The 24,486-nt window shown below is 72.2% G+C and carries 26 protein-coding genes and 3 tRNA genes; 20 read left to right on the top strand and 9 right to left on the bottom strand.

What is annotated here, in order from left to right; genetic code table 11:
* Nucleotides 1–8: 8 nt before the first annotated feature.
* The 3 genes from NUT86_RS13875 to NUT86_RS13865 all read right to left on the bottom strand — a co-directional run bounded on the left by NUT86_RS13875 (nucleotide 9) and on the right by NUT86_RS13865 (nucleotide 1,655).
* Nucleotides 9–416 (bottom strand): YciI family protein, encoded by a 408-nt coding sequence (locus NUT86_RS13875; protein WP_018088122.1) that lies wholly within the window; start codon nucleotides 414–416, stop codon nucleotides 9–11.
* A 118-nt stretch (nucleotides 417–534) separates the two neighbouring features.
* Nucleotides 535–822, bottom strand: a complete 288-nt coding sequence (locus tag NUT86_RS13870) for a DUF397 domain-containing protein (protein WP_274735467.1) — start codon at nucleotides 820–822, stop codon at nucleotides 535–537.
* Nucleotides 819–1,655, bottom strand: coding sequence for a helix-turn-helix domain-containing protein (locus tag NUT86_RS13865; protein ID WP_274735465.1), 837 nt, complete (start codon nucleotides 1,653–1,655; stop codon nucleotides 819–821). Before NUT86_RS13865 ends, NUT86_RS13870 begins: the two co-directional genes overlap by 4 nt.
* 177 nt (nucleotides 1,656–1,832) lie before the next feature.
* On the opposite strand from NUT86_RS13865, the gene NUT86_RS13860 reads away from it, so the two are divergent.
* The 3 genes from NUT86_RS13860 (at nucleotide 1,833) to NUT86_RS13850 (ending at nucleotide 4,226) form a co-directional block, all read left to right on the top strand.
* Nucleotides 1,833–2,180, top strand: coding sequence for a hypothetical protein (locus NUT86_RS13860; RefSeq protein WP_274735463.1), 348 nt, complete (start codon nucleotides 1,833–1,835; stop codon nucleotides 2,178–2,180).
* Nucleotides 2,181–2,567: 387 nt separating this feature from the next.
* The gene (locus NUT86_RS13855; protein WP_159489437.1) at nucleotides 2,568–3,842 is read left to right on the top strand and encodes a ferredoxin reductase family protein; all 1,275 of its coding nucleotides are present in this window, start codon (nucleotides 2,568–2,570) and stop codon (nucleotides 3,840–3,842) included.
* 123 nt (nucleotides 3,843–3,965) lie between these two features.
* Complete coding sequence (locus NUT86_RS13850) at nucleotides 3,966–4,226, top strand: hypothetical protein (protein WP_274735461.1); 261 nt, start codon at nucleotides 3,966–3,968, stop codon at nucleotides 4,224–4,226.
* A gap of 30 nt (nucleotides 4,227–4,256) precedes the next feature.
* Here NUT86_RS13850 and NUT86_RS13845 read toward each other — a convergent pair whose 3' ends face one another.
* Complete coding sequence (locus tag NUT86_RS13845; protein WP_159489439.1) at nucleotides 4,257–4,676, bottom strand: aldo/keto reductase; 420 nt, start codon at nucleotides 4,674–4,676, stop codon at nucleotides 4,257–4,259.
* Between the two features lie 99 nt (nucleotides 4,677–4,775).
* On the opposite strand from NUT86_RS13845, the gene NUT86_RS13840 reads away from it, so the two are divergent.
* Nucleotides 4,776–5,564 (top strand): sulfite exporter TauE/SafE family protein, encoded by a 789-nt coding sequence (locus tag NUT86_RS13840; protein ID WP_018088116.1) that lies wholly within the window; start codon nucleotides 4,776–4,778, stop codon nucleotides 5,562–5,564.
* Nucleotides 5,565–5,757: 193 nt separating this feature from the next.
* Here NUT86_RS13840 and NUT86_RS13835 read toward each other — a convergent pair whose 3' ends face one another.
* A complete protein-coding gene (locus tag NUT86_RS13835; protein ID WP_274735459.1) occupies nucleotides 5,758–6,600 on the bottom strand; it encodes a class I SAM-dependent methyltransferase in 843 nt (280 codons plus the stop codon).
* 85 nt (nucleotides 6,601–6,685) lie between these two features.
* Entirely contained in the window at nucleotides 6,686–7,051 is a 366-nt protein-coding gene (locus NUT86_RS13830) for a hypothetical protein (protein ID WP_018088114.1), read from the bottom strand.
* A gap of 290 nt (nucleotides 7,052–7,341) precedes the next feature.
* Between NUT86_RS13830 and cutA the strand changes: the two genes are divergently transcribed.
* Entirely contained in the window at nucleotides 7,342–7,707 is a 366-nt protein-coding gene (gene cutA, locus NUT86_RS13825) for a divalent-cation tolerance protein CutA (protein ID WP_018088113.1), read from the top strand.
* A gap of 2 nt (nucleotides 7,708–7,709) precedes the next feature.
* Nucleotides 7,710–8,753: a trypsin-like serine peptidase gene (locus NUT86_RS13820; protein ID WP_274735457.1), complete on the top strand. Its 1,044-nt coding sequence runs from the start codon at nucleotides 7,710–7,712 to the stop codon at nucleotides 8,751–8,753.
* Nucleotides 8,754–8,773: 20 nt separating this feature from the next.
* Here NUT86_RS13820 and NUT86_RS13815 read toward each other — a convergent pair whose 3' ends face one another.
* The gene (locus NUT86_RS13815) at nucleotides 8,774–9,505 is read right to left on the bottom strand and encodes a SanA/YdcF family protein (RefSeq protein ID WP_037740789.1); all 732 of its coding nucleotides are present in this window, start codon (nucleotides 9,503–9,505) and stop codon (nucleotides 8,774–8,776) included.
* 136 nt (nucleotides 9,506–9,641) lie between these two features.
* Between NUT86_RS13815 and NUT86_RS13810 the strand changes: the two genes are divergently transcribed.
* From NUT86_RS13810 to NUT86_RS13775, 8 genes are all read left to right on the top strand, one after another.
* Entirely contained in the window at nucleotides 9,642–10,082 is a 441-nt protein-coding gene (locus tag NUT86_RS13810; protein ID WP_109889574.1) for a gamma-glutamylcyclotransferase family protein, read from the top strand.
* A 153-nt stretch (nucleotides 10,083–10,235) separates the two neighbouring features.
* Nucleotides 10,236–11,261, top strand: coding sequence for an adenosine deaminase (locus NUT86_RS13805; protein ID WP_274735455.1), 1,026 nt, complete (start codon nucleotides 10,236–10,238; stop codon nucleotides 11,259–11,261).
* Nucleotides 11,262–11,403: 142 nt separating this feature from the next.
* Entirely contained in the window at nucleotides 11,404–12,276 is an 873-nt protein-coding gene (locus tag NUT86_RS13800) for a sirohydrochlorin chelatase (protein ID WP_274735453.1), read from the top strand.
* Nucleotides 12,273–13,586 carry a deoxyguanosinetriphosphate triphosphohydrolase gene (locus NUT86_RS13795; protein ID WP_274735451.1) on the top strand — a complete coding sequence of 438 codons (1,314 nt, stop codon included), beginning with the start codon at nucleotides 12,273–12,275 and terminating at the stop codon, nucleotides 13,584–13,586. Before NUT86_RS13800 ends, NUT86_RS13795 begins: the two co-directional genes overlap by 4 nt.
* A 276-nt stretch (nucleotides 13,587–13,862) precedes the next feature.
* Nucleotides 13,863–15,128, top strand: coding sequence for an NAD(P)/FAD-dependent oxidoreductase (locus tag NUT86_RS13790; RefSeq protein WP_159488334.1), 1,266 nt, complete (start codon nucleotides 13,863–13,865; stop codon nucleotides 15,126–15,128).
* A gap of 9 nt (nucleotides 15,129–15,137) precedes the next feature.
* The gene (locus tag NUT86_RS13785) at nucleotides 15,138–16,142 is read left to right on the top strand and encodes a threo-3-hydroxy-L-aspartate ammonia-lyase (RefSeq protein WP_159488335.1); all 1,005 of its coding nucleotides are present in this window, start codon (nucleotides 15,138–15,140) and stop codon (nucleotides 16,140–16,142) included.
* A gap of 68 nt (nucleotides 16,143–16,210) precedes the next feature.
* Nucleotides 16,211–18,130, top strand: a complete 1,920-nt coding sequence (gene dnaG / locus NUT86_RS13780) for a DNA primase (RefSeq protein ID WP_159488336.1) — start codon at nucleotides 16,211–16,213, stop codon at nucleotides 18,128–18,130.
* A gap of 139 nt (nucleotides 18,131–18,269) precedes the next feature.
* Nucleotides 18,270–19,505 carry an RNA polymerase sigma factor gene (locus NUT86_RS13775; RefSeq protein ID WP_026169364.1) on the top strand — a complete coding sequence of 412 codons (1,236 nt, stop codon included), beginning with the start codon at nucleotides 18,270–18,272 and terminating at the stop codon, nucleotides 19,503–19,505.
* A gap of 43 nt (nucleotides 19,506–19,548) precedes the next feature.
* Here the strand turns inward: NUT86_RS13775 and NUT86_RS13770 are convergent, their stop codons facing one another.
* Together NUT86_RS13770 and NUT86_RS13765 are read right to left on the bottom strand one after the other, a co-directional pair.
* Complete coding sequence (locus tag NUT86_RS13770) at nucleotides 19,549–21,030, bottom strand: FGGY family carbohydrate kinase (protein ID WP_274735446.1); 1,482 nt, start codon at nucleotides 21,028–21,030, stop codon at nucleotides 19,549–19,551.
* A 66-nt stretch (nucleotides 21,031–21,096) separates the two neighbouring features.
* On the bottom strand, nucleotides 21,097–21,396 hold the full coding sequence (locus tag NUT86_RS13765; RefSeq protein ID WP_159488338.1) for a YtxH domain-containing protein: 300 nt from the start codon (nucleotides 21,394–21,396) through the stop codon (nucleotides 21,097–21,099).
* A 218-nt stretch (nucleotides 21,397–21,614) separates the two neighbouring features.
* Here NUT86_RS13765 and NUT86_RS13760 point away from each other — a divergent pair.
* The 6 genes from NUT86_RS13760 (at nucleotide 21,615) to NUT86_RS13735 (ending at nucleotide 24,344) form a co-directional block, all read left to right on the top strand.
* Nucleotides 21,615–21,687: transfer RNA gene (locus NUT86_RS13760), tRNA-Asn, on the top strand.
* A gap of 5 nt (nucleotides 21,688–21,692) precedes the next feature.
* Nucleotides 21,693–21,765: transfer RNA gene (locus tag NUT86_RS13755), tRNA-Asn, on the top strand.
* A 178-nt stretch (nucleotides 21,766–21,943) separates the two neighbouring features.
* A tRNA-Ile gene (locus tag NUT86_RS13750) sits at nucleotides 21,944–22,017 on the top strand.
* Between the two features lie 740 nt (nucleotides 22,018–22,757).
* Entirely contained in the window at nucleotides 22,758–22,919 is a 162-nt protein-coding gene (locus NUT86_RS13745) for a hypothetical protein (RefSeq protein ID WP_274735445.1), read from the top strand.
* A 9-nt stretch (nucleotides 22,920–22,928) separates the two neighbouring features.
* Nucleotides 22,929–23,561 (top strand): hypothetical protein, encoded by a 633-nt coding sequence (locus tag NUT86_RS13740; protein WP_274735444.1) that lies wholly within the window; start codon nucleotides 22,929–22,931, stop codon nucleotides 23,559–23,561.
* Nucleotides 23,562–23,705: 144 nt separating this feature from the next.
* The gene (locus tag NUT86_RS13735; protein WP_158686000.1) at nucleotides 23,706–24,344 is read left to right on the top strand and encodes a hypothetical protein; all 639 of its coding nucleotides are present in this window, start codon (nucleotides 23,706–23,708) and stop codon (nucleotides 24,342–24,344) included.
* Nucleotides 24,345–24,486 lie beyond the last annotated feature (142 nt).

Below are 24,486 nucleotides of genomic sequence, written 5' to 3'. Positions count from 1 at the left end.
CGATGAGGTCACTCCGTGATGCAGGGCGCCGCGCCCAGGAACGGGCGCACCTCAAGCCACTCGTGGATCGGCTTCCCGCCCGCCCCGGGGGCCGCCGACAGCTCCCCGGCCAGCTCGACGGCGCGCTCGTAGCTGTCGACGTCGATCACCATCCAGCCGGCGATGAGGTCCTTGGTCTCGGCGAACGGACCGTCGGTGACCGGCGGGCGCCCCTCGCCGTCGTACCGGACCCATGCCCCCTCGGGGGCGAGCGCCTGACCGTCGACGAACTCCCCGGTCCCCTCCAGCCGGTCCGCGAAGTCCTGCATGTACTGCATGTGGGCCGAGATCTCCTCCGGCTTCCACTGGTCCATGGGTACGTCGTTCACCGCTGCCGGGGCGCCGCGGTAGTGCTTGAGCAGCAGGTACTTGGCCATGATGGTTCTCCTCGGTGCTGGTGCGACCCATTGTGGTCGCGTTCACCCCGGGGACGGAGCCAGCCACGGGATCTCGACATCGCGGGCAGAATTTATTTTTCTGGGCCCGGAACGCCTCTCAGGCGGAGAGCTGCCCGCGCTTGATCGCCGAGACGAACGAGGACCAGTCGCCCGCTGCGAATATGAGCGCCGGACCGTCCGGGTCCTTGCTGTCACGGACGGGGACGAGGCCGTGGGGCTCGGTGAGGGCACGGGAGAATTCGAGGCACTGGCCGCCGTTGGCGTCGCTGTGGGATGACTTGGTCCAGGTGAAGTCGCGCGTGAACTCGACGCAGTTCCCGCCACTGGCATCGCTGTAGGACGACCTGACCCATTCGGCGGCGGCTAGATCCAAGTCGGGGCTCATGCGCGGTACTCCTTCAGCAGAGTCTTGATCAGGGCTACTGATCGATCCGGGGACAACGCGTGTGCCCTCAGCAGATCGTAGTCATCCAGGGCGGCGTCGACCGTTTGTGCGGAGTCGTGCATCCTGCCTCCTACCCGCGTCTCCGTGTAGAGCACCGTGCGGGCGTCCGTGAAGCGGAGCACAGTGAAGGGCCTCGTGGATGCGGCCGGAGCGCCTGCCGAAAAGGGCATGACCTGCAGCGTGATCTGCGGTGACGTGGCGGCCGTCAGCAAATACTCAAGCTGTCCGGCCATGACCCCGGCGCCGCCGACGACCGTCCGTAGGCACGCCTCATGCGGGATGGCCCACAGGAGCGGAGGAGAGGCCCCCTCGAAGACTTCGCGCCTCCGCAGCCGTGCCGCGACCTTGCCCTCGATCACATCGGCTTCTTCCCGGGAGAAGTACGCCTGGAAAACGGCCTGTGCGTACTCCTCGGTCTGAAGGATCCCCATCACGAGGTCAGTTGAGTAATCCAGTATCCGAGCAGCCTTCCGCTCCAGATTCAGGTACGGGAAGAACCAACTCGGATGATCCCCTTCCTCGATCCTCCGCAGCAACCCCGCGAACAACTCCCCCGTCCCGAAGGTGAGATCGCACCCCTTGGTGAACTTCTCGCTGGGACGGGGCAGCAGTGTGCCGGATTCGACCTTGCTGACGTAGCCCTCGGAGTAGCCCGTGGCCTTGCCGAGCTGCTTCTGGGTGAGCTTGCGGGCCAGCCGTACCTGTTTGATGTCGCGACCGAAGCGCTGCAGCGGATTCAAGTGCTCGGGCGGGGTTGTCTCGTCCAACGCCATGACCTCTCGGCATATGGGTGCGTGCCGGTATCGCGGCAGGTCGCAGACTTGCGCACGGCCGCTTCAAGCACCCCGATTCTATTGCCCGTTGCGTTGTCACGGTGACCAATTGACTACACCCGGTATGCATCCGGGGTGGCCGCAACCACGGAGTGACGGAGCGACGGAGTGGGCGACATGGATGACATGGACGGCACGGGTGACATGGGCGACAGCAAGGCGCGGCTGCTGCCGTGGTCGAGTCCGGAGGGCAAGCCGTGCTTCGTCCTGGGCGACGGCAGCGGGTACGTGTCCCGCCTCGCCGACGAGATCGAGGCGGCGCAACTCGGTCTGGCCGCCGAGCGGATCGCGGAGGCGCGGCGCGTGCTGGAGGGGCGGCGGTGGACCCCCGGGGAACTGCACCTGCTGGCCGTTGAGTTGACCGAGGCGCTCATCGAGGTGCTCAGGGTCGCGGAGAGCCGCGGCGCGCGCCTGGCCGTTGCCGGCGGTGACGGTCCGCGGCTTCCGGCGGAGGCGTTCGGATAGTGTTCGCGCCGCTCCCGGAGGCCGTGGGACGGGGTGTGCGCCCACCCCGGAGGTGCGCTGCGGAACCTGCGGTTCTTAACCCCCGGTCAGCAGATCCTCAAGGCCGCCTTAAGGATCTGCGAAGAGGGCCTGACCTGCTGTTTCCGGTGTCCGGGCGGCCGTATTTTCGACGCCGTGACGATCCAGGCCGACCTCAGCGACGGGTACGCAGCGGGCGGCGCGCCCGGTCCTGGTGCCCCGCCTCCGGGCCCCGCCGAACCGCCCGCCACCCATCCGTTGTACTCACGGCTCAACCCCCGGTACGTGCCGCCCCGGCCGGCCTACGCGCCGCGCAGGGCACCGGTGCCCGTGCCTCCGCTGCGCCTCTCGCCGATGGCATTGCTGCGGGTGCTGGGCCTCGGCGCGGTGGTGATCGTGGCCCTGTGGCTGGCGCAGGCCGAGCCCTCGGTGCGGCTCGATGCGCTGTTCGCCACCCTGGCCCACCTCACCGGACTGCTCGCGGGCTACGGAATCCTGGTGATGCTGCTGCTGATGGCCCGGGTCCCGGCCATCGAGCACGGCGTCGGCGCCGACCGGCTGGCCCGCTGGCACGCCCTCGGCGGCCGCCACGTCCTGACCCTGTGCCTCGCCCACACCGCCTTCGCGCTGTGCGGCTACGCCGCCCACACCGGCACCGACGTCCTCGGCGCCACCGTCGACCTGATGGGCTACCCGGGCCTGGCCGCGGCCGCCGTCGGCACCGCGCTGCTCGTCGCCGTCGGCGTCACCTCGGCCCGTACGGCCCGCCGCCGGGTACGCCATGAGACCTGGCGCGCCGTACATCTGCTGACCTACGTGGGCGCCGCCCTCGCCTTCGCCCATCAGCTCGCCGGGCCGGATCTGGCCGGCGGCCCGTTCGCCGTCTGGCTGTGGACGCTGCTGCACACCACCGTCGGCACTCTGCTGGTCTGGTACCGCCTGGTCGTCCCCGCGCGCCAGGCGCTGCGGCACGGCCTGCGGGTGACCGAGGTGCGGGTCGAGGGGCCGGACGTGGTCTCGGTCGTCATGCAGGGCCTGGGGCTGGACGCACTGCGGGCCGAGCCGGGGCAGTTCTTCCGCTGGCGGTTCCTGTCCCGGCGGTTGTGGCGGACCGCCCTGCCCTTCTCGCTCTCCGCGCCCGTGCGCGACGACACCCTCCGGATCACCGTGAAGGCGTGCGGCGACCACACCCGCCGCATCCGCCGGCTGCGGCCGGGCGTACGGGTGCTGGCCACCGGCCCGTTCGGCGCGATGACCGCACACCGGCGGACCCGGCGCAAGGTGCTGCTGGTCGCCGGCGGCGTCGGGATCACGCCGATGCGTGCGCTCTTCGAGACCCTGCCGGGTGAGCCCGGGGATCTCACGCTCCTCTACCGGGCGGGCAACGCCGCCCAGTTGGTGCTGCGGGAGGAGCTGGAGGGGATCGCCGCGGCCCGTGGCGCCGCGCTGCACTACCTCCTCGGCCCGTCCGACGGCCCCTTCGACCCGCTGGCACCCCAAGCCCTGCGCAACCTCGTCCCGGACCTGGCGCAACACGATGTCTATCTGTGCGGCCCGCCCGGCATGTCCACGGCCGCGACCGCCGCCCTGGAACGGGCCGGGGTGCCGGCAGACCGCATCCACTCCGAGCAGTTCACCTTCTGAGGGCCTTCGTTCGGCCCCCCCGGGGCCCCGGGGCTCGCCCCGGACTCGCCCCGCTCGACCCGCCGTCCCCGACCGCCGACCCGACCCGATCCGACCCGCCCAGACCCGCAAGGAAGTCACCCCATGGCCCGACACCGTAAACCGCACACCGTCCCGGCCGTCACCGTGTGGGCCCGCCGTCAGCTCGCCGCCTGCCTGGTGGGGGCGAGCGCGCTCACCGCCACTCTGGTGTCCCGGACGATCACCCCGGCCGCCCCGGTCTCTCCTGACCGGGCACCGGCCGGGTACAACCTCCCCGAGCAGTCGAGCGGCTCCGTAACGCTGGTCAGCACGGAGTCGGCACCGGTCGGTACGGAGTCGGCACCGGTCGGCACGGCGCCGTGAAGGCCGCAGTCGAGCCCGTCCCGGCGTGCCCTACGCCAGCGCGTCCAGCTGCGCCAAGTCCCCCTCCGTGAGGCTGATGTGCGCCGCGGCCAGGTTCTCGTCGAGGTGGTCCGGGGAGCCCATACCCGGGGTCGGGAGCAGGACGGGGGAGTGGTGCAGGAGCCAGGCGAGGGCGATCTGGCCGGGGGTGGCGTCGTGCCGGGCGGCGACCGCGGCGAGGGTGGTGCCCGCGTCGCCGGTGAGGGTGCCGTTTCCCAGCGGGAACCACGGCAGAAAGGCCGTGCCCTGCTTCTCGCACAGCTCCAGGACGTTCTCGGCGGCGCGGTCCAGCAGGTTGTAGCGGTTCTGCACCGACGCGATGGGGGCGATCTCCCGGGCCCGGGTCAGCTCGTCCGCGTCGATGGAGTCCAGGCCGATGTGCCGGATCTTTCCCTCCCGTTGGAGGTCCAGCGGACCGGCAGATCCCCACCGACCGGGAAGTCGGCCGACACCGTTTCAGCATCCATGCGTTCGGAGTCTAGGACGACGGATGGTTCATAAGATCAGCCGGTGCCTCCTGACATATCGCTGTTCACTCTGACCCTGCTCTGCCTGGCCGCGCTCGCGGCGGGCTGGATCGACGCCGTGGTGGGCGGTGGCGGACTGCTGCTGCTCCCCGCCCTGCTCGTCGGCCTGCCGCACACCCCGGTCGCGTACGTCCTGGGGACCAACAAGTCCACCGCCATCGTGGGCACCACCGCGGCCGCGGTCACCTACGTCCGCAAGGCTCCGATCGATGTGCGCACCGCGCTGCGCATCGGCCTCGCCGCGGTCGCCGGTTCGCTGGTCGGGGCGTTCTTCGCGGCCGGTATCAACAGCGCCGTGCTGCGACCGCTGATCATGGCCGTCCTGCTGGCGGTGCTGGTGTTCGTCCTGGTGCGGCCGGCCTTCGGGACCGCCGTCGCTCCCTCCGGACCGGTCTCCCGCAAGCGCATCGCGGCGGCGATCCTCATCGCGGGCCTGGGCATCGGCTTCTACGACGGGCTGATCGGGCCCGGGACCGGTGCGTTCCTGGTCGTCGCGCTCGCCGCGGTGCTGCACATGGACCTGGTCACCGCCTCCGCCACCTCCAAGGTCGTCAATGTCTGCACCAACCTCGGATCGCTGACGATGTTCGCGATCCAGGGCACCGTGCTGTGGCAACTCGGCGCCCTGCTCGCGCTGTTCAACTTCGCCGGCGGCATGGTGGGCGCCCGGATGGCCCTCAAGCGGGGTGCCGGATTCGTCCGCGGGGTGCTGGTGGTCGTGGTCGTCGCGCTGCTGTGCAAGCTGGGTTACGACGAGTGGCTGGCGGTTTGACGGTGGCGGACGGGCAGACGGGCAGACGGGCGGGCCGACGGTGGCGGACGGGCCGGCAGAGGCCGTTAGCCCGGCGTCGGCCGGTGGCCCGCCCCGGTTCGGGGCCCACCCCCGTGGGGCCCCTCTGCCAGTTCGGCCCCGAAGGCCCGGCCGGCCCCGTCCGCCCCCTCCGCCCCGCCCGCCCCGCCCCCGCTCAGAACCGGCAGCGGTACATCCGCGCCATGTCCCGCACCGCGGGCAGCTTCGCCGACATCCGCGCCGCCAGCCGGCTGCCCGCCGACAGCTTTTCGATTCCCGGGATCTCCATGGCGCTGAAGTTCTCGACGATCTCCAGCTTCGGGCTCAGCGCCGCGATCCACGCGGTGTCCGTGCCCCAGTGGAGCCGCGCACCGGCCTTCACCACGGCGCGGTTGAGCCACTGGACGCGGATCGCGAACCTGCTGAAGGCGTCGAAGGCCAGCTCCCCGCTCGGCACCCGGTCCATCAGCCGCCGCAGCAGCGCCGTGCCGTCCTCCTCGGTCAGATACATCAGCAGCCCCTCGGCCACGATCACCGTCGGCCGGTCCGGGGGAATCTGTGCCACCCACGCCGGGTCGGTCACGGACGACGGGACGGTCGCGTAGCCCGCGCGCTCCGGGTAGAGCTGCCGCCGCAGGGCGATGACCTCGGGGTAGTCGACGTCGAACCACCGCACCCCGGGGCCCGGGTCCAGGCGGTGGACGCGGCTGTCGAGACCGCAGCCCAGATGCACCACCGTCGCTTCCTCGTGCCGGGCGAGGAAACCCGCGGTCCAGACGTCCAACTGCCGGGCGCGCAGCGCCACTCCGGCGGCATTGCCGCGGCTCAGCCGCATCTTCCTGAAGTCGTAGTCGAGCCGCTGCACGGTGTCGGCGGCCAGGGTGTCGCCGAGGATCGGCCGCTTGGCGCGGCTGTCGACCGCGCGCCCGTAGAGCGTGGCGAGGAGGGTCTCCTTCTCCTCGGTCAGACGCACCTTGGGACGCGGGTCGGGACGCGGGTTGGTACGCGGACTGGTCATGAAGTAGAGACTACTTAAGATTCAGAAAAATGTGAAGACTCAGAATTCTCGCCGACCGGGCGCCATGGGGGAGTGTGGGGCGGTTCTACCTCCGGTCCGCCTCTGCGAGTGCCGAGGGGCGCGCCCCGGCCGGGATCTCCGTGACGGCTGTCAGCAGTACCGCCGAGTCCTCCACGGCCAGCAGGCCGTGCCGCTCGCGCGGCGTCATGGTGACCTGACCCGCCGTCAGTTCCTGGCCGCCGCCCGCCCCGGTCAGCCGGACCCGCCCGCGCAGGACCTGCAGGCTCGCCGCCGGGGGCGCGTTGTGTTCGTCCAGCGCGGCGCCCGCGACCAGTGCGATCACGGTCTGCCGCAGCCGGTCGTCGTGCAGGAAGAGACGGGCGCTGCGGCCGTGCGCGGAGGCCCTGGCGTCGTCGAGTTGCTGGCGGGCGAGCGCATCGAGATCGTCCATGATGCTGGCCTTTCGCGTACGGACCGGCGGCTGGGCTGCCCTTTCCATCGTTGCCGGTGCGCGGGGGGACGCAACCGGGGGAGCCCGCCCAAGGACCGCGGGGCCCGGCGGACGGGGCGGGACGGCGTCCGGGTGCATACCGCAGCGGGGCGGGCCCGGCTCTTACGGGATGATCATCACGGTCCGTACGATGCGAGGCGGTCCCGTGCCGTCGGCCGAGCCCGCTCGTCCGGCGCGGTCCACCGTCCCGTCCGTACCCTCCCGTCCCCCACCGCGAAGGATGCGCACCCGTGGCCGACCCGACTGCCCTGAACGACCCGCCCGACCCCACCGGGCGGCAGGCAGGATTTCTGACCGTCATGACGACCATCGACAGCGAGACCAAGGCCAGGAAGCTGGCGCGCGGGGCGATCGAGGGCCGGCTCGCCGCCTGTGCGCAGATCAGCGCGCCGGTGACCTCGGTGTTCCGCTGGGACGACGCGGTCGAGGCCAGCCAGGAGTGGCAGGTGCTGTTCAAGACGACCCAGGCGCGTTACGAGGCGCTGGAGGCCTACCTCCTCGACGCGCACGACTACGACACCCCCGAGATCATCGCCACCCCCATCACCCGCGGTGGCACCGGCTATCTGTCCTGGGTCGCAGAGGAGACGAGCTGAACATGGAGCGCGACACCACAAAGCGCGGCGCCACGAAACGAGTTCACCGGGCGCGGCCCACCCGGAAGCGCTGGATCACGGCCGCGACGGCCGTGGCCGGAGTGACGGTGTGCCTGGCCACCGCCACCGTCGGCCACGCCGTCAACGAGGCCCGGAGCGCGGCACCGAGCACCGGCAAGCCCAGCCCCGCCCCCGACGACCCCTGGACCAGCCGGGACGCCGCCGCCTATTGGACGGCCGACCGGATGGCGGGCGCCGCACCGGCCGGCAGTGACACCCCGGCCCGGCCCACGGCCCCGACCCCGCCCACCGCGACGACCCGGTCCGCCGCGCCGAAGGGGACCGCCGCCGCCGCCCGCGCCGGCCGTACCGCCCGGCATTTCAACGGCGTTCCGTCCGTCGGTGTGCTGTTCTCCGTCGACGGGGACGCCAAGGCACACCACTGCACCGCGAGCGTGGTGCACAGCCCGCACGGCAATCTGATCCTCACCGCCGGGCACTGCAATCCGGGAACCCGTGCCGCTTTTGTCCCGCAGTATCGTTCCGGCGCGGTCACCCAGCCGTACGGGGTGTGGGCGATCGAGCGGACCTTCGCCTACCCCGGCCGCGGCACCACCGGCGCCGGGGCGGACCTCGACTTCGCCTTCGCCACCGTCGCCCCCGGCGAGGACGGCGACACCATCGAGGAGGTCACCGGAGGCAACACCCTTTCCCCGACGCCCGGTTACACCAACGACGTCACCGTCATCGGCTACCCGAACGTCCGCAACGACCCGGAGGACCGGGCCGTGCGCTGCGCGACCCGCACCGGCCGGCTGTCCGGCACCCACGAACTGCGCATGGAGTGCAACGGGTTCTACGGCGGCACCTCCGGCAGCCCCTGGCTGAGCGACTTCGACGAGGAGAGCCGGACCGGCCGGGTCATCGGGGTGATCGGCGGTCTCAACGGCGGCGGTCCGAAGGGCCCGGACGCCGACCGGATCTCCTACAGCCCGTACTTCGGGTCGAAGGTCCTCAACCTCTACGCCCGCGCGGCCCAGAAGTGACCGCGGGGTGACGGAGGCGCCTACCGGCTGTCCGCTGCCAGCGCCTCCGTCACCCCCTTCTCGCGCGGTCCGAGGAACTGCGGATCGGGCCGCAGCAGGGCGTCCGCCGCCGCCTTCCCGGCCGCGAAGATCTCCCGTACACCGCCGTACGCCCAGGTCACATCGTGCTTCGCCGCCACCGCGACGCCATCGGAGTCGACACCGGCCGCGCTGCACAGCGCCAGTGCGCGCCGGATGTGGAAGCCCTGGCTGACCAGCACGGCCCGGTTCACACCGAAGATCCGGTGGGCACGGCTGCAGGAGTCCCAGGTGTCGAAGCCCGCGTAGTCACTGACGATCTTGTGCCCGGGGACCCCGTGCCGCAGCAGATAGCTGCGCATGGCGTCCGGCTCGTCGTAGTCGTGCCGGCTGTTGTCGCCGGTGACCAGGACCGCCCGGACGGTGCCCCGTTCGTACAGCGCGGCGGCCGCGTCCAGCCGGTGGGCGAGGTACGGCGACGGCGCGCCGTTCCACAGGCCCGCGCCGAAGACGATGGCGACCGGCGCGGCCGGCGCGTCCGCGACACCGTGCACCCGGGGGCCGGCCGTCGCGTTCATCCAGGTCGCGGGCGCCAGCGCCAGCACCGTCACCGCCACCACGGCCTGGAAGGCACGGCGCCGGCCGCGCCGGGTCCGCGGCAGCCGCAGGGCGGGTCCCACGCGGCGCACCCCGCTCCGTATCCGCCCCGCCAGCCCCGCTACCGGCCCTCGCATCCCGCCCCCGTCCCTGACCGCGTCCGCTCGCGGTCGATCTCGCAGGCTGCGACGCCGGGGGGACCGGGATGGTTGCAGCGGCGGGCTGGCATCGTGGCAGAGGGAGCACCCGCCGTCCGGAGAGGAACGCACCACCATGACCCGCGAGCCCGAGCGGCTGCCCTTCTTCGTCTACGGGACGCTGCGGCCCGGCGAGGCCAACTACGGCCGGACCCTGCGCGGCCGGACCGCGGCCGAGGAACCGGCCCACATCGGCGGCGCGCTGCTGTACGACGGCCCCGGATACCCCTACGCGACGGCCGGGCCCGCCGACGCGGTGGTGCACGGCGCCCTGGTCCGGCCCCGCGACCCCGACTACGACGAGGTGTGCGCGGTCCTGGACCGGCTGGAGGGCTACACCCCCGGCGACCCGCACAACCTCTACGAGCGGGTGGCCACCGAGGCCGTGTGCCCGGACGGCAGGACCGTACGCGCCTGGGTCTACCTGGCGGCCGCGCCGCTCGCCGCGCGGCTGCGCGCCACCGGCACCCCCATCGAGGGCGGCGACTGGCCGGCCTCGCGCGCCGCGGCCGGCTGACCGGCTCCTTCGCGGACCGCGAACGGCACCCCTCCGCCCCGGGCGCCGCCGCGGCGGCCGACCCCGCCACGGCTAACCTGGACGACTCCTCGCGTACCGGGGCTCCCACCCGTACCGAGGATCCTTTCCGTACCGCAGAACAGGTGTGACCGCGTGGCTTCCTCCCCGTCCTCCCCCTCCGCCGCAACCGCCCACGAGCCGCTGCCCAAGGCGGAGCTGCATCTGCACATCGAGGGCACTCTGGAGCCCGAGCTGGCCTTCGCGCTCGCCGCGCGCAACGGCGTCGAGCTGCCGTACGCCACCGAGGACGAGCTGCGCCGCGCCTACTCCTTCGCCGATCTGCAGTCCTTCCTGAACCTCTACTACGCGCTGATGGCCGTGCTGCGCACCGAGGACGACTTCGCCGACCTCGCCCACGCCTATCTCGCCCGCGCCAAGGAGCAGGGCGTACGGCACGCCGAGATCTTCTTCGACCCGCAGGCGCACACCGCGCGCGGCGTCCCGATCGGCACCGTCATCAACGGGCTGGCCCGCGCCCTGGACAGCGCCCCGGAGACCTACGGCATCAGCACCCGCCTGATCATGTGCTTCCTGCGCGACGAGAGCGCCGGGTCCGCCCTGACGACCTTCGAGGCGGCCCGCCCCTACTTCGACCGGATCACCGCCGTCGGCCTGGACTCGGCCGAGGTCGGCCACCCGCCGTCGAAGTTCAAGGAGGTCTTCGCGCTGGCGCGGGAGGCCGGGCTCAAGTGTGTGGCGCACGCGGGGGAGGAGGGGCCCCCGGCCTATGTGTGGGAGGCCCTGGACGTGCTCGGCGTGGACCGGATCGACCACGGGGTGCGCTCCCTGGAGGACGAGCGGCTGGTGGCCCGCCTGGTGGCGGACCAGGTGCCGCTCACCGTCTGCCCGCTGTCCAACGTCCGGCTGCGGGTCATCGACGACCTCGCCGACCACCCGCTGCCCGCGATGCTGGACGCCGGGCTGCTGGTGACCGTCAACTCCGACGACCCGGCCTACTTCGGCGGCTACGCGGACGACAACTTCACCGCCGTACGCGACGCCCTCGGCCTGGACCCGGACACCCTGCGCACCCTCGCCCGGAACTCCTTCCGCGCCTCCTTCCTCGATGAGGCGACCCGCGCGCGGTACCTCCGGGAAGTGGACGCGCACCAGGTGTAGGGCGTGCCACGGGCGGCAGCGGCGCGTGAGATGTCCGCTGCCGCCCGGCCTGCTCCCGGGGCGGAGCGGAGGGCAGCCGGACGGAACACGGAGTTCCCCGCGGGGAAACGAAGCGGCAACGCCCGGCTGCCACGCTCAGGCCATGACGGCGCCGATACCGCACCTGCCCTCCGCCCCCCTCGGCACGGGAGACCTCGCCGCCGAGATCACCGCACAGCTCAGCACCCAGCTCTGCCGCGTCCGGCTGCGGGGCTTCCCCCCTCCGGAAACGCCGGGCCCCACCCTCGTCGCCGTCGCCCACGGCAGCCGCGACCCCCGCGCCCTGCCCACCGTCCGGGCGCTGCTCGACCGGGTCCGTGCGCTGCGCCCCGGCCTGGCCGTCAGGCTCGGGCACATCGAGCTGAACCGGCCGCTGCTCGCCGACACCCTCGCCGAGCTGCGCGGCGAAGCCGTCCTCGTACCGCTGCTGTTCGGCCACGGCCACCACGTCACCCATGACCTGCCCGCCGCGCTGGCGGGCGCACCGCAGCTGGCCGGCCGCGTCGCCGCGCCCCTCGGGCCGCACCCGCTCCTCGCCGAGGCGCTGCACGGCCGCCTGCTGGAGGCCGGCTTCCCCGGGGCCCCGTCCCCGCGCACCGCCGTGGTCCTGGCCGCCGCCGGCTCCCGGGCCCCGCGGTCCGCCCGGGACACCGAGCGCACCGCACAGCTGCTCTCGGCCCGGCTCGGTGGCACCCCCGTCCTGCCCGCCTACGCCTCCGCCGCCGCCCCCACCGTCGCGGAAGCGGTCCGTACGCTGACCGCCCGAGGCCACGACCGGATCGCCGTCGCGGGCTGCTTCACCGCACCCGGCCGCTTCGCCACCCAGTGCGCCGACGCCGCCCCCGGGACCGCCGCCGCGCCCCTGGGCGACCACCCCGCACTGGCCCGTCTCGTACTGCACCGCTACGACCAGGCGCTCCTCGCACGGACCGGATCCGACCCCGCGAGCGTCAGGGCGGCTACCGTCGCGGTATGACGGGCACACCACCGACCACCCCCGGTTACACCGCGGCCGACCTCGAACGCTGGGTCCCCGAGCCCGACAAACGGCCGGGACGCACCGCCTTCCAGCGCGACCGCGCCCGGGTGCTGCACTCCGCCGCGCTGCGCCGGCTGGCCGGCAAGACCCAGGTCGTCACCCCGGGCGCGCACACCCCCGCCTGGGACGCCAGCCCCCGCACCCGCCTGACCCACTCCCTGGAATGCGCCCAGGTCGGCCGGGAGCTCGGCGCGGCCCTCGGTTGTGACCCGGACCTGGTCGAGACCGCCTGTCTGGCGCACGATCTGGGCCACCCGCCCTTCGGGCACAACGGCGAGCAGACGCTCAACGAAGTCGCCGCGCCCTGCGGCGGATTCGAGGGCAACGCCCAGTCGCTGCGGCTGCTGGCCCGTCTGGAGCCCAAGCGGTTCGTGCCCGCCGAAGACGGTTCGACGGTCAGCGTCGGGCTCAACCTCAGCCGCGCCGCCCTCGACGCGGCCACCAAGTACCCGTGGCCGCGCGGCGGACACCCCACCGACCCCGCGTCCCCGAAGTTCGGGGTCTACGAGGACGACGCACCGGTCTACGCGTGGTTCCGGCAGGGCGCCCCCGACGGGGCGCAGAGCTTCGAGGCGCAGGTCATGGACTGGTCCGACGATGTCGCGTACTCGGTGCACGACGTCGAGGACGGGCTGCACGCCGGACACCTCGACCCCAACCTCCTGCTCGCCGACGCCGAACGCGCCGAGATCTTCGCGGTCGCCGGTGCACGCTACGCGCCCGGCGCAGGCCCCGAGGAGCTGGCCGCGGCGCTGGACCGCCTCCTGGAGCAGGAGTGGTGGCCGCACGGTTACGACGGCTCCGCGCTCGCCCAGGCCCGCCTCAAGGACGCCACCAGCCAGCTGATCGGCCGCTTCTGTCTCGCGGCCGAGGGCGCGACCCGGGCCCGCTGGGGGACCGGACGGCTCACCCGCTACGGAGCGGAGCTGGTGGTTCCGGCCGAAACCCGGCTGGAATGCGCCGTTTTGAAAGCCGTCGCCGACCGCTACGTCATGCAGCGCCCCGACCAGGAAGCACTCCGCGCCGACCAGCGCGTCGTCATCGCCGAACTGGCCGAGGCGTTGCTCGCCCGAGCCCCCGACGGCCTTGATCCACAGTTCCGTTCACTGTTCGACACGGCACCCGACGACACCGCACGGATGCGCGCCGTCATCGACCAGATCGCGGCCCTGACCGACACCTCGGCCCGCTCGCTGCACGCCCGTCTCACCCGGCGCCCCGGTCACCGCGGGGCGAACCAGGGGTGACCCTGGGGGAAAGCCCCTCTTCCCCCCTCACGCTCCGTGCGGGAGGCTCGAACCCGACCGTTTTCGAACGGAGCACCCTGACAACAGCGAACAGCGAGCCCTGACGACAGCGCACGGGGAAGCACCCGGCGGCCGGCAGCGAACGGAACCCCGATCGGCAGTGATCGGGAACCCCGGCGCCGCCGGCCACATCAACGGGGGAGAGCACACGGGGGGACATGGGGGCGTTCACGGACGCGCACGCGGACGTACGGCACCGCAACGAGGAGGAAGCAAGTGGTCGACGCACACCAGACGTTCGTCATCGTCGGGGGTGGCCTGGCCGGCGCAAAGGCCGCGGAGACGCTCCGCGCGGAAGGCTTCACCGGCCGGGTGATCCTCATCTGTGACGAGCGCGACCACCCGTACGAGCGCCCCCCGCTCTCCAAGGGGTACCTGCTCGGCAAGGAAGAGCGCGACAGTGTCTTCGTCCATGAACCCGCCTGGTACGCCCAGGCACAGATCGAGCTGCACCTGGGCCAGCCCGCCGTCCACCTGGACCCCGGCGCCAGGACCGTCCGCCTCGGCGACGGCACCCTGATCGTCTACGACAAGCTGCTGCTGGCCACCGGCGCCGAGCCGCGCCGCCTGGACATCCCCGGTACCGGCCTGGCCGGTGTGCACCACCTGCGCCGCCTCGCCCACGCCGAACGGCTGCGCGGCGTCCTGGCCTCTCTGGGCCGGGACAACGGCCACCTCGTCATCGCCGGGGCCGGCTGGATCGGCCTGGAGGTGGCCGCCGCCGCCCGCTCCTACGGCGCCGAGGTCACCGTCGTCGAGGCCGCCCCCACACCGCTGCACGGCATCCTGGGCCCCGAACTCGGCGGTCTGTTCACCGATCTGCACCGCGAACACGGCGTCCGCTTCCACTTCGGCGCCCGCTTCACCGAGATCGTCGGCCAGGACGGCATGGTGCTCGCCGTGCGCACCGACGACGGCGAGGAACACCCCGCCCATGACGTGCTCGCCGCGATCGGCGCCGCCCCGCGCACCGCACTCGCCGAACAGGCCGGACTGGACCTCGTCGACCGGGAGGCCGGCGGCGGTATCGCGGTCGACGCGGCGCTGCGCACCTCCGACCCGTACATCTACGCCGCCGGCGACGTCGCCGCCGCCGACCACCCCCTCCTGGACAGCCGCCTGCGCGTCGAACACTGGGCCAACGCCCTCAACGGCGGCCCGGCCGCCGCGCGCGCCATGCTCGGCCAGAACGTCAGCTACGACCGCGTCCCGTACTTCTTCTCCGACCAGTACGACGTCGGCATGGAGTACTCCGGCTACGCCCCGCCCGGCTCGTACACGCAGGTCGTCTGCCGCGGCGACGTCGCCAAGCGGGAGTTCATCGCCTTCTGGCTCGGGGCGGACGGCCGGCTGCTCGCGGGGATGAACGTCAACGTCTGGGACGTCGCCGAGTCCATCCAGCAACTCATCCGCTCCGGGGCGTCGTTGGCGCCCGAGGCGCTGGCCGATCCGGAGGTTCCGCTGGCCTCGCTGCTCCCGTAGCGTGCCCGTATGACGCCAAGCCCCACCGGTCCCACCGGCCCCGGCAGCACCGACGTCCCGGACGTCGTCACCTTCGACGACGTCCGGGACGCGGCCCGGCGGCTGGCGGGTGTGGCACACCGCACGCCCGTCCTGCGCTCCCGCACCCTCGACGCCCTGGCCGGCGCCGAGGTCCACCTCAAGTGCGAGAACTTCCAGCGGGTCGGCGCCTTCAAGTTCCGCGGTGCCTACAACGCCCTCTCCCGGCTGTCCCCGGAACAGCTGGCCCGTGGGGTCGTCGCCTACTCCTCCGGCAACCACGCCCAGGCCGTCGCGCTGGCCGCCCGGGAGCTGGGCAGCCACGCCGTCATCGTGATGCCCGAGGACTCCCCGCAGTCCAAGACGGACGCCACCGCCGGGTACGGCGCCGAGATCGTCCGCTACGACCGCTACACCGGCGACCGCGTCGCCCTCGGCCGGCAGCTCGCCGAGGAGCGCGGCCTCGCGCTGATCCCGCCGTACGAGCATCCGCACATCATCGCCGGCCAGGGCACCGCCGCCCTGGAGCTGATCGAGGAGACCGGCCCGCTCGACGCGCTGCTGGCCCCGGTCGGCGGCGGCGGCCTGATGGCCGGCTCCGCCACCGCCGCCACCGCCCTGGTCCCCGGTATCCGCATGATCGGCGTGGAGCCGGAGGCCGGCGACGACACCCTCCGCTCCCTGGCCGCCGGCCACCCCGTCACCATCCCCGTCCCGCACACCATCGCCGACGGCCAGGCCATCGCCACCCCCGGCGAGCTGACCTTCGCCGTCAACCGGCGCCTGCTCGACTCGGTCGTCCTGGTCAGCGACGACGAGATCCGCGCGGCCATGAAGTTCGCCTTCGAACGCCTCAAGATCGTCACCGAGCCCAGCGGCGCCAGCGCCCTGGCCGCCCTGCTCGCCGGCCGCGTCACCCCTCTGCCGCCCCGCATCGGCGTGATCATCTCGGGCGGCAACGTGGGGCTGGAGCGCTTCCTGGAACTGCTGGGGTGAGGGGGAGCACGCGGCGCTCGCGCCGACGCGCGGCCGGGGCTGTCCGAGCCCGGCCGTAGAATTCACGCGTGGCTGGCAGGATCAACGATGACGATGTGAAGGCGGTACGGGACGCGGTCCCGATCGACGCCGTCGTGTCCGAATATCTCCAGCTCCGCAACGCCGGCGGCGGCAATCTCAAGGGCCTGTGCCCCTTCCACGACGAGAAGTCCCCGTCCTTCCACGTCAGCCCGGCCAAGGGGCTCTACCACTGCTTCGGCTGCCAGGAGGGCGGCGACACCGTCGACTTCGTCATGAAGATCGACCACCTCTCCTTCGCCGAGACCATCGAGCGCCTCGCCTCCCAGGCCGGTATCACCCTGCGCTACGAGGAGGGCGGCTACACCCCCGGCCGCCAGCAGGGCGAGCGCACCCGCCTGGTGGAGGCCCACAAGGCCGCCGCCCAGTTCTACGTCGAGCAGCTCGACAGCCCCGAGGCCGAGATCGCCCGCAAGTTCCTCGCCGAGCGCGGCTTCGACCAGTCCGCCGCCCAGCATTTCGGCGTCGGTTACAGCCCGGCCGGCTGGGACCACCTCACCCGCTTCCTGCGCGGCCGCCGCTTCAGCGACCAGGAGCTGGTCCTCTCCGGCCTCTCCCAGGAGGGCCGCCGCGGCCCCATCGACCGCTTCCGCGGCCGGCTGATGTGGCCGATCCGCGATATCGCCGGCGAGGTCGTCGGCTTCGGCGCCCGCAAGCTCCGCGACGACGACAACGGCCCCAAGTACCTCAACACCCCCGAAACCCCCATCTACCGCAAGTCCCAGGTCCTCTACGGCATCGACCTCGCCAAGAAGGAGATCGCCAAGACCAACCGCGCGGTCGTGGTCGAGGGCTACACCGACGTCATGGCCTGCCATCTGGCCGGGGTCACCACCGCCATCGCCACCTCCGGCACGGCCTTCGGCGAGGGCCACATCAAGATCCTCCGCCGCCTCCTGATGGACAACTCCGGCTCCGAGGTCGTCTTCACCTTCGACGGCGACGCCGCGGGCCAGAAGGCCGCCCTGCGCGCCTTCGAGGACGACCAGAAGTTCGCCGCCGAGACCTCCATCGCCATTACCCCGGGCGGTATGGACCCGTGCGATCTGCGGCTCGCCAAGGGTGATCAGGCCGTCGCCGATCTCGTCGAGGCCCGCACCCCGCTCTTCGAGTTCGCGCTGCGCCATGTCGTCTCCCGGCACAACCTCGACACCACCGTCGGCCGCGCCGCCGCCCTCGACGAGGCCGCCCCCATCGTCGCCCACATCAAGAACAGCTCCATCCAGCACGAGTCCGCCGTCCAGCTCGCCGGCATGCTCGGCATCCTGGACACCCAGTTCGTGGTCAAGCGCGTCGCCCAGCTCGCCCGCTGGGCCCGCGAGCGCGGCCGTGACGGCGGCCCCGCCCAGGGCCGTCAGCAGCAGCGGCACGGTCAGTCCCCGGCCGCCGAGCAGGCCCGCCCCGCGCCCGGCCCGCGCGGCCCGGCGCTCAACCTCCGCAGCCCCGCCCACCGCGTCGAGCGGGAGCTGCTCAAGCTGGCGCTGCAGCGCCCCGACCTGGTCTCCCCGGCCTTCGACGCCTACGGGGCCGACGAGTTCACCGCCCCGCCCTACGCCGTGGTCCGCCAGTGCATCGAGGACGCCGGCGGTGCCGCGGCCGGCGCCGCCGACCAGGGCTTCGTCCCCCGGGTGCGGGAGGCGGCCCCCGACGACACCGTCCGTGCCATGGTCACCGAGCTCGCCGTCGAACCGCTGCACACCCGCCGGGATCCCGACGAGGCCTACGCCGGCGTCCAGTTGGTCGCCGTCCGCCTCGCCGCCGTCAATCAGCGCGTCACCGAGATCCGCGGCACCCTCCAGCGCCTCGGCCCCCGCGCCGACCCCGAGCACCTCGCGGCCGTGCAGAACGAACTGTGGGTCCTCCAGCAGTACGGCCAGTCGCTGCGCGAACGCGGATACGCGGCCCTATAGGCCCCCGGGGAGGCCCGCGGAGCCCCCGCGCCAGCCGCCCGGCAACACCCCGCGGTAGCCGTCCGGTCACGGACCGGACTCAAAAAGTGCCCGCACGCCCCTCGTGGCAGGCGTGTGTCGTACTCCACACTGAGGAGCGTTGCCTGAGTCCTCGGTGCGCGGCGGGTCCGGTCGTACCGCACCGGAATCCCCCGCGGAACCACTCGTGACGTACGGGACGGACGGCGGCTCGGCCGCCACCGTGCCCGACCTTTCTGCCGCTTCAGCAGCGATCACCCTGGAGGTCGCCCCCGTGCAGACCCAGACCCTCGCCGATGCGCCGGCCGCCACGGAACCTGACACGGAGCCGGACGCGGAGGCGGCCGCGGAGCCGCTCACCGTGCCGCAGCAGGCCGAACCACCCGCCGCCGAGATGATCGTCGAGGAGATCGTCCCGGAGCCGGTACCGCGCCCCGAGACGGGCAGCCCGTCCTCCGACCTCTTCCGCCAGTACCTCCGCGAGATCGGCCGGATCCCGCTGCTCACCGCCGCCGAGGAGGTCGAGCTCGCCCGCCGCGTCGAGGCCGGTCTCTTCGCCGAGGAGAAGCTCACCCACGCCACCGACCTCTCCTCCCAACTCGCCTTCGACCTCGACAAGTTGGTCGTCCTGGGCCGGATGGCCAAGCGCCGCCTCATCGAGGCCAACCTGCGTCTGGTGGTCTCCGTCGCCAAGCGCTACGTCGGCCGCGGGCTGACCATGCTCGACCTTGTCCAGGAGGGGAACCTCGGACTGATCCGCGCCGTCGAGAAGTTCGACTACGCCCGCGGCTACAAGTTCTCCACCTACGCCACCTGGTGGATCCGCCAGGCGATGTCCCGCGCCCTCGCCGACCAGGCCCGCACCATCCGGGTCCCGGTCCATGTCGTCGAGCTGATCAACCGCGTGGTGCGGGTCCAGCGCAGAATGCTCCAGGAGCGCGGCTGCGAACCGACGCCCGAGGAGGTCGCCGCGCACCTCGACCTGACCGGGGAACGCGTCAGCGAGGTGCTGCGGCTGGCCCAGGAGCCGGTCTCGCTGCACGCCCCCGTCGGCGAGGAGGAGGACGTCGCCCTCGGCGATCTCATCGAGGACGGCGACGCCGCCTCACCCGTCGAATCCGCCGCGTTCCTGCTGCTCCGCGAGCACCTCGACGCGGTGCTGTCGACCCTCGGCGAACGCGAACGCAAGGTCGTCCAGCTCCGCTACGGCCTCGCCGACGGCCGCCCCCGCACGCTGGAGGAGATCGGCCGGATCTTCGGCGTCACCCGCGAACGGATACGGCAGATCGAGTCCAAGACCCTCAACAAGCTCCGCGACCACGCCTTCGCCGACCAGCTCCGCGGCTACCTCGACTGAGACCGCCGGGCCCGGCCCCGTACGCCCGGCCACCCCGGCCCGGTCACGCCTCCCGCTGGAACGCCCCCGGATAGGCCTCGTCGCGCACCGCCGCGTACTGCTGGCGCACGGCCTGGCCGACCGCCAGCTCCTCACCCGGCTCGAAGACCTGGCTCGTGGCGGCCGGCCACTGCGGGGGATCGACCCAGGCGGGCCCGCCGCCCGGTCCGGACTCCGCGCCGCCGGCCGGGGTGAGCGTGCCGTGCGCCACCCCCCACGCCCAGGCCGCCTGCCGGGCCGCGCCCAGCGCCGCGTACTCCGCCGGCTGCGGCACCACGACCGGCACCCCGAACAGCGCTGGTGCCACCGCCTGCACCGCGAACAGCTCCGCGGCCGCGCCCAGCAGGAACACCCGGCGCACCGCCATGCCCCGCCCCCGCAGCACATCCAGCGCGTCCGCGAGCCCGCAGAGCATGCCCTCGACGGCCGCCCGCGCCAGATGCTCCGGCTTCATGCTGTCCCGCCGCATCCCGTGCAACGACCCGGCGGTGTGCGGCAGGTGGGGCGTCTTCTCGCCCTCCAGATACGGCAGCAGCACCATCCCGTACGCACCCGGCGACGAATTCATCGCCAGCTCGGACAGGCCCTCCAGATCCGTCCCCAGCATCTCCGCGGCGCCGCGCAGCACCCGTACCGCGTTGCTGGTGTGCACCACCGGCAGATGCCGGCCGGTGGCGTCCGCGAACGAGGTGATCGTGCCGCTCGGGTCCACCAGCGCCTCGTGATGGATCCCGAACACCGACCCCGAGGCGCCCAGCGACACCACGGCGTCGCCCTCCCCGACGCCGAGCCCGAAGGCGGCGGCCATCGTCTCGCCCGTACCGGCGGAGATCAGCAGCCCCTCCGGGGTGAACCCCGCCGTCCCCGACGGGCTCAGCAGCTCCGGCAGCCGCACCTGATGGCCCAGCGCCAGCTCCACCAGATCCGGCCGGTACGCCCCGGTCGCCGCCGACCAGAAACCCGTCGCCGAGGCCCCGCCGCGGTCCGTCGTACGCCGCGCGGGCCGCCCCAGCAGCTGCCACGCCAGCCAGTCGTGCGGCTGCATGACCTCCGCGATCCGGGCCGCGTGCGCCGGCTCCGTACGCGCCAGCCAGCGCAGCTTCGTCACCGCATGGGTCGCCTGCGGCACCGCTCCGACGGCCTGCGCCCACGCGGTACGCCCGCCGAGCGAGTCGATCAGATCGGCGGCCGCGCTCTGCGCCCGCTTGTCATTGCCGACCAGCGCGGGCCGTACGAGATTGCCCTCGACGTCCAGCGGCAGCAGACCGTGCGGCTGCGCGGAGACACCGATCGCCTGCACCCCTTCGAGCAGCCCGCTGCCGGCCGCCTCGCCGAGCGAGATCAGCCAGGCCTGTGGATCGACCTCGGGCCCCTTCTCGACGGGGTGCGGCGCGTATCCACGCCTGATGACGGCACCCGTGTCCGCATCGCAGACGACGATCCGTGTGCTCTCGGACGAACTGTCCAATCCGGCGACTATCCCCATGGCCTCAGATGATGCCCCATACGACGCATAGGGAGAGAGTCAGGGTTTGCCCGGGAGCGCCACGGCTCAGGTATTGCTCGTGCCCCAGTCGTCCTCGTCGGAGCCGCGCTGCTCGCGCAGCGAGCGGACCCGGTCGGTGACGGAGGTGGGAAGCCGGTCCCCGACCTTGGCCGAGACCGTCCCGAAGGCCTTCGACGCCGCCTCGCGCCCGGTCAGCGCGGCCGACTCGGCGGTGTTCCGGACCGCGGGATTCTGGGAGACCCGCTGGGCGGCCTTGCGGAGCTGCTCGTACCGTTCCCGGCCCGCCCGTGCGCCGAGCACATACCCGGTGGCCAGTCCCGCGATGAACGTGAGCCGGTAGCGCATTGCTCCACCTTTCCTCTCGTCGTCCCGTCCGGTGCCGGTACGCACCGGAGTGCCGGGCTGTGTCACGCGCCTACCCTCCGGGGCCGCGGATCACCCGAGGTGACCTGAGGCGATACCGATTGGCGGAGCACCCCCCTGCTTGCGCTAATGTATGTGTCGCAGCGAGCGCGCGCCGTCCGGAAGACCGGGCAGCGGTGCATTCGAGGCACACAGAGCAATCCCCTGTAGCTCAATTGGCAGAGCAGCCGGCTGTTAACCGGCAGGTTACTGGTTCGAGTCCAGTCGGGGGAGCTCGGTCCCCTGTAGCTCAATTGGCAGAGCATTCGGCTGTTAACCGGAGGGTTACTGGTTCGAGTCCAGTCGGGGGAGCAGAGAGAAGAGGACCCCGCACGGGGTCCTTTTTCTTGTGCCATGGAACCGAACGGCCCGTGATCGAAGTCCTCTTGGGCGTGCGTGGTCGCGCGACGGCAGCCCTCACGGGCAGCAGATCGTATGAGCGGCTATGCTGCGGCAGACGGCGCGCACAAATGTGCGCGACGCGCCGTGGGGGGCGGTAGCTCAGCCGGTTAGAGCAGCGGACTCATAATCCGTCGGCCGTGGGTTCGAGTCCCACCCGCCCCACACACGGTTCTCCCAGGGGAACCTTTTCTACCTGTGGAAACGCAGGAACGGGGGTCACCGCTCCAGGGCGGCGGCCCCCGTTCACGCGTTCAGACCAAGATCCGGCCCGATGGACACCGAGCGGGCGAAACGCGAGCCATGCCCGAAAGGCGCAGTGCGCCCGTGGCTGGGTTGATCGCGACACGGCCGCTGTTGATCTTCCGGCGACCTTCCAGTGATCTTCCGGTGCGCGACGGCGGCTCATCGCGGACCGGACGCTGCCACGCGCCGCGATGCCCGCACCGGACTCCGTACCTTTCAGGCCGGCGGGAGCGGACGGCCACGCCGATCGCGCGGGAGCGTCCGGCGGGGGTGACCGGTAGGTAGGCGGCAGGGCCTGTCCGGCGGGTCTGCCACCGGGGCGTCGAACAGGACCGGGGCCGGAATCGGGGCCGGGGCCGGGATCGAGATCGGGCGGTGGCGTGATCACGTGCGAGCCCAGTTGTTCGAACCTCTGCCGCGGCATCTCCCGCGACGTCGACCAGGGCTGCGGCCTGGGCCCTGTGACCTCCATCCCCCGCCCGCTGCTTACAATTTGACGAACTGTAATCGGGATCCGGGGGGACATATGGGCGGGTACTTCAAGGTCGAAGCCGACGATCTCAGTCGCGAACTCCCGCTGCACCTCCCTGCCGAAGTCCTTGATGCCGCTCTGTGGGAACTGGCCGAGAAGATCTGGCCCGCGGACACCGAGTCCCAGCGTGAGACCACCGCGCTGGTCCCTCTCCACGCCCAGCTTCGCCGAACTCCCCCGCTACGTCGGTTGGTTGCGGAAGATCGGTGAGACCCTCACCTTCCGCCTCGCAGCGCAGGCCGAAGAGGGGTCGCCCACACCCACCGACGTCCGCTCGGTGTTCGGCTAGGAGAAGACCATGAACAGCTCCACGAAGGTTTGGTTCCACGCTCGGAACCCCTCGAAGAGCGAGCCCGGTGAATGCGCCTTCCCTCTCGAATATGTCGTCGCGCCCTTCCGGGGCGAACCATTCGCCTACGCCACCGTGGGCACGCCCCCGAACTGGGCACTGCCTCCCGGCACCGAACCTCGCTACACCCTGTACCGGACCAAGGACACCTCCGAGCCCATCGTCGTCCTCGTGGCACAGGGAGACGTGTTCAGGGTCCTGACGCCCGATTACCAGGTCCTGGCCGAACTCCGCCTGCCACCACCCGAGCAGAGGTGGCGCCCCGTCCGTGAGATCGTGCGGCCGAAGCAGCCCCTTCTGCGGGCCCGCGGGGCCTCCATCAGCTCGATCATCAAGTCGGTGCTCTACCTTCCCTTCATCATTATCGAGTTCCTCCTCTACTTGACCGACGGTGACATCGTCATCGACCCCCCGACCCGCACCGTCTGGAAAACCACCCAAGGATTGTGGAAGCGCACGGCACTCAAGCAAAAGATTGGAGAGCCCTGCTACCGCGTCTACGGCAAACACCTCGACCACCGCATCGCCTACGCCCAGTCAGTGGCGGGCCTCTGGCGACCGGACAGGGGCGACGACGGGTAGGACCCGATGTGCCCGGCCCCCACGGCCCCGCGCCCTCCGGCCGACGGCGTCACGCGAGGGTCACGCCGGTTCAACGCTGCGGTCATGGCTGCGCTCCCACGCTTGAGGCATCTATGAGCTCTCCAGAGAAGAGGAGGCGCAGTGATGACAACCATCCGGAGGCGCCTTTCGCACGTGGTCGGCGCGTCCTTCATAGCGGCCGCGCTCGCCGGAACGATGGGGGCGGTAGGGGTGACGGGCGCTGAACCAGCGGCTGCGAAAGCTCCGGTCCAGTCGACACAGTCGGCGCCGGCAGCACCAGCGGTCCTGTGCATCAGCAAGGTCACCGGCAAGGTCATCGATGTCGCTCCGGGCTCGGTCAGGGCGCTGTGCAGGTCCGGCGGCGGGGGCGGCGGCGGAGGCGGCGGCGGGGGTGGCGGCATCGGCGGGCGCACCGTAACCGGCGCCAGCACCACGACAACCGGTGCCACCACGACGACCGCCGCCAGCACCACCACCGGTGCCACCACGACGACCGCCGCTCAGACCACCACCGGCGCCACGACGACCGGTGCCCAGACCACTACGGGTGGCACGGTGACCGGTGCCCAGACCACCACCGGCGCCAGCACCACCACGGGTGCCAGCACCAGCACGGGTGCCACCACAACCGGCGCAACCACCACGGGCGCCACCACCACCGCCGGAGGCACCACCGGTGCGACCGGCTCCACCGGAGCGACCGGTGCGACCGGCGCGAGCATCGGAGGCGGCACCACAGGCGGTACGGGCGCCGGCGGCTGAGCGAACGGCGTCATCACAGGCGGTCAGGCCCACAACACCCGAGGCGGGGTACGTGCTCGGCAGAGTTCGCGGATCGCGCTGAGGGGCGGGCTCAATTCCGCAATTCCGCAATTCCGCAATCCCTCTGGCGGTTGGTGCCCAC

It is taken from the genome of Streptomyces sp. G7(2002), from assembly GCF_028870195.1.
In the GTDB taxonomy this organism is placed as follows: domain Bacteria; phylum Actinomycetota; class Actinomycetes; order Streptomycetales; family Streptomycetaceae; genus Streptomyces; species Streptomyces nigrescens.
Note: the sequence above shows the minus strand (reverse complement) of the source record. Positions and strands in the feature narration are given on the sequence as shown.

Excerpts from the sequence above, each read along its gene's own strand:
- NUT86_RS13820 (WP_274735457.1), top strand. The coding sequence starts at position 7,710 with ATGGAGCGCGACACCACAAAGCGCGGCGCCACGAAACGAGTTCACCGG.
- NUT86_RS13835 (WP_274735459.1), bottom strand. The coding sequence starts at position 6,600 with ATGACCAGTCCGCGTACCAACCCGCGTCCCGACCCGCGTCCCAAGGTG.
- NUT86_RS13810 (WP_109889574.1), top strand. The coding sequence starts at position 9,642 with ATGACCCGCGAGCCCGAGCGGCTGCCCTTCTTCGTCTACGGGACGCTG.
- NUT86_RS13740 (WP_274735444.1), top strand. The coding sequence starts at position 22,929 with ATGAACAGCTCCACGAAGGTTTGGTTCCACGCTCGGAACCCCTCGAAG.
- NUT86_RS13830 (WP_018088114.1), bottom strand. The coding sequence starts at position 7,051 with ATGGACGATCTCGATGCGCTCGCCCGCCAGCAACTCGACGACGCCAGG.
- NUT86_RS13785 (WP_159488335.1), top strand. The coding sequence starts at position 15,138 with ATGACGCCAAGCCCCACCGGTCCCACCGGCCCCGGCAGCACCGACGTC.
- NUT86_RS13735 (WP_158686000.1), top strand. The coding sequence starts at position 23,706 with ATGACAACCATCCGGAGGCGCCTTTCGCACGTGGTCGGCGCGTCCTTC.
- NUT86_RS13765 (WP_159488338.1), bottom strand. The coding sequence starts at position 21,396 with ATGCGCTACCGGCTCACGTTCATCGCGGGACTGGCCACCGGGTATGTG.
- NUT86_RS13770 (WP_274735446.1), bottom strand. The coding sequence starts at position 21,030 with ATGGGGATAGTCGCCGGATTGGACAGTTCGTCCGAGAGCACACGGATC.
- NUT86_RS13875 (WP_018088122.1), bottom strand. The coding sequence starts at position 416 with ATGGCCAAGTACCTGCTGCTCAAGCACTACCGCGGCGCCCCGGCAGCG.
- NUT86_RS13800 (WP_274735453.1), top strand. The coding sequence starts at position 11,404 with ATGACGGCGCCGATACCGCACCTGCCCTCCGCCCCCCTCGGCACGGGA.
- NUT86_RS13795 (WP_274735451.1), top strand. The coding sequence starts at position 12,273 with ATGACGGGCACACCACCGACCACCCCCGGTTACACCGCGGCCGACCTC.
- NUT86_RS13850 (WP_274735461.1), top strand. The coding sequence starts at position 3,966 with ATGGCCCGACACCGTAAACCGCACACCGTCCCGGCCGTCACCGTGTGG.
- NUT86_RS13815 (WP_037740789.1), bottom strand. The coding sequence starts at position 9,505 with ATGCGAGGGCCGGTAGCGGGGCTGGCGGGGCGGATACGGAGCGGGGTG.
- NUT86_RS13860 (WP_274735463.1), top strand. The coding sequence starts at position 1,833 with ATGGATGACATGGACGGCACGGGTGACATGGGCGACAGCAAGGCGCGG.
- NUT86_RS13865 (WP_274735465.1), bottom strand. The coding sequence starts at position 1,655 with ATGGCGTTGGACGAGACAACCCCGCCCGAGCACTTGAATCCGCTGCAG.
- NUT86_RS13870 (WP_274735467.1), bottom strand. The coding sequence starts at position 822 with ATGAGCCCCGACTTGGATCTAGCCGCCGCCGAATGGGTCAGGTCGTCC.